The sequence below is a fragment of the Catenulispora pinistramenti genome, assembly GCF_018274385.1.
GTDB lineage: Bacteria > Actinomycetota > Actinomycetes > Streptomycetales > Catenulisporaceae > Catenulispora > Catenulispora pinistramenti.
Map to the genome: position 1 here is coordinate 1 of NZ_JAAFYZ010000444.1, position 2,391 is coordinate 2,391.

Annotated in this window: 3 protein-coding genes; all 3 read left to right on the forward strand. The window is 71.8% G+C overall.

Annotated elements, in window-relative coordinates; all coding sequences use genetic code 11:
• Window positions 1-141 precede the first annotated feature (141 nt).
• Entirely contained in the window at window positions 142-471 is a 330-nt protein-coding gene (locus tag KGQ19_RS48310; protein WP_194927139.1) for a VOC family protein, read from the forward strand.
• 19 nt (window positions 472-490) lie between these two features.
• Window positions 491-1,330 carry a TIGR03619 family F420-dependent LLM class oxidoreductase gene (locus KGQ19_RS48315; protein WP_212022337.1) on the forward strand — a complete coding sequence of 280 codons (840 nt, stop codon included), beginning with the start codon at window positions 491-493 and terminating at the stop codon, window positions 1,328-1,330.
• A 152-nt stretch (window positions 1,331-1,482) separates the two neighbouring features.
• The gene (locus KGQ19_RS48320) at window positions 1,483-2,262 is read left to right on the forward strand and encodes a dienelactone hydrolase family protein (RefSeq protein WP_212022339.1); all 780 of its coding nucleotides are present in this window, start codon (window positions 1,483-1,485) and stop codon (window positions 2,260-2,262) included.
• Window positions 2,263-2,391: the final 129 nt, after the last annotated feature.

Genomic DNA, 2,391 nt, shown 5'->3' on the forward strand with positions numbered 1-2,391 from the left:
GTCATGGGGTCGATGGTAGGCGACGGGGGTGACAAGTACCTCTTCACCTGGACGGACGGCATTTCCCGCGACCCCGCCACGCACCCGGGTAGCTTCCGATAACGGACCGAACAACGCCGCCCCCGCCGGAAGGACCCCGCCATGACCACAGCGATCCGCAGCCAAGTGATCCCGGTCTCCGACCTGGAAGCCGCGAAGGCCGTCTACACCGCGCTGCTCGGTGCCCCGCACACCGACCAGCCGTACTACGTCGGCTACAACGTCGGCGGGTTCGAGGTGGCGCTGGCGCCGGGGGATGTGCAGGGCGGGCCGGTGGCTTACGTCGACGTGGACGATCTGGACGGGACGCGCGAGACGCTGCTCGCGGCCGGTGCCACCGAGCGGACCGCGCCGCAGCAGGTGGCGCCGGGGGCGCGGGTGTGTGTGCTGCTCGACAAGGACGGGAACGCGATCGGGCTGCGGGGGAAGTAGCGCACCTACGCTTGCGGTCATGCGCATCGGATTCGCACCGCATCGCCTCTGGCCCACCGATCCCGCCGACCTCACCGGTGTCCTGGACACCGCCCGCCGCGTCGAACGGCTCGGCTTCGACCACGTCATCGTCGGCGACCACCTGCTGGCCGGCGACCTCGGCCTGTCGCCGGATCCCATGGTCCTGTTGTCCGCGATCGCCGGTACGACCTCCCGTATCCGGCTGGCCACCAGCATCCTGATCGCCCCGCTCTACCAGCCGGTCGTCGTCGCCCACCAGGCCGCGACCCTGGACGCGGTCAGCGGCGGCCGCTTCGTCCTGGGCGTCGGCACCGGCTGGGACCGGGCCGAGTTCGACGCGGTCGGCGTCCCCTTCACCGGGCGCGGCAAGCGCACCGACGCCGGCCTGGCCACCATGCGCGCGCTGTGGCGTGGCGAATCAGAGGTCTGTCTCGGTATGCCGCCCCGCACCCCGGACGGCCCGCCGATCTGGGTCGGCGGGGGCAGCGATGCGGCACTTCGCAGGGCCCTGCGATTCGGCACGGCCTGGCACGGCTCCGGCGACCCGGAGGCCGTCACCGCCACCCGCGCCCGCCTCGCCGAACTCGCCGAGGACACCGGCCGCGACCCGGACACCCTGGAGGTGACCATCGTCAGCATGCTGGTCCCGCCGGGCTTCGAGCTGTCCGGCAAGTCCCCGGGCCCGCTGCTCGGCGGCGACCGGCCGAGCAGGGAAAGCATCGTCGAGGAGCTCGGCCGCCTGGCGGAGGCCGGGGTCGGCACCTGCTCGATGTGGGCGCCGGTGGCCGCGGCCGCGTTGCCGGACGTGCTGGAGTGGGCGGCGGCCGAACTCAAGTGATCCAGTGCCGGCGTCCGTGATACCTTCGGCGACGCCGTGCACCGTGCCGACCTGAGGAGGTGAGTCCGATCAACGCTATGACAGGTCGGAGCTCCCTCCCGCGCATGGCCTAGGGAGCGCCCGCACAAGGCTTCCAACAGGTGGGAAACGCTATGCGCTTCACCTCTCAGACGTCGTCCGACGGCGTCACCGAACAACCCTTCATCCTCGACGGGACTCCCGGCCGCGACGACCTCCCCGGCGTTCTGTGGACGCCGGAAGGCGCCACCGGCCCGCGCCCGCTGATCCTGCTCGGGCACGGTGGCGACCGACACAAGCAGGCCCCTGAGATCGTCGCCCGCGCCCGGCGCTTCGTGACCGAGGGCGGCTTCGCCGTCGTCGCGGTCGACGCGCCCGGCCACGGCGACCGGCCCGTCCACGAGCGCTACAACCGGATCGCCACCCAGAGCCAGGCACGCATGGCGGCGGGGGAGCACCCGGCTCAGCTGATGGCCGAGTTCCACGTGCTCGTCGCACAGCAGACCGTGCCGGAGTGGCGCGCCGTGCTGGACGCGGTCCAGCACCATCTCGGCCCGGCCCCGGTCGGCTACTGGGGCGTGTCGCTGGGCTGCGGTCTCGGCGTCCCGTTCGTCGCCGCCGAGCCCCGGGTACGCGCGGCCGTGTTCGGCTTGGGCGGGGCACACGCCAACGCGGACCAGGCCGCGCGGATCAGCGTGCCGGTGCAGTTCCTGGTGCAGTGGGACGACGAGCGCGTGCCGCGTGATCAGAGCCTGGCGTTGTTCGACGCCCTCGGCTCGGCAGAGAAGACCCTGCATGCCCACTCCGGCGGACACGGGGACTTGCCACAGTTCGAGACGGACGACGCACTGCTCTTCCTCACCAAGCATCTGAGCCCGCGCGGCGTTGACGTTCCCGAGGCCGACGTCAGCTAGTACCGCATCAGGCAACCCTTGCCTGGTAGTTCGCGACGTGTCGGTCGCCGGGCGGGATTCGTTGGTGGGTGGAGTTTGCTGGGGTGCTGGGGTGCTGGGGTGCTGGGGTGCTGGGGTGCTGAGGTGCTG

Coding starts and splice junctions, on each gene's coding strand:
- KGQ19_RS48320 (WP_212022339.1), top strand. CDS start 1,483: ATGCGCTTCACCTCTCAGACGTCGTCCGACGGCGTCACCGAACAACCC.
- KGQ19_RS48315 (WP_212022337.1), top strand. CDS start 491: ATGCGCATCGGATTCGCACCGCATCGCCTCTGGCCCACCGATCCCGCC.
- KGQ19_RS48310 (WP_194927139.1), top strand. CDS start 142: ATGACCACAGCGATCCGCAGCCAAGTGATCCCGGTCTCCGACCTGGAA.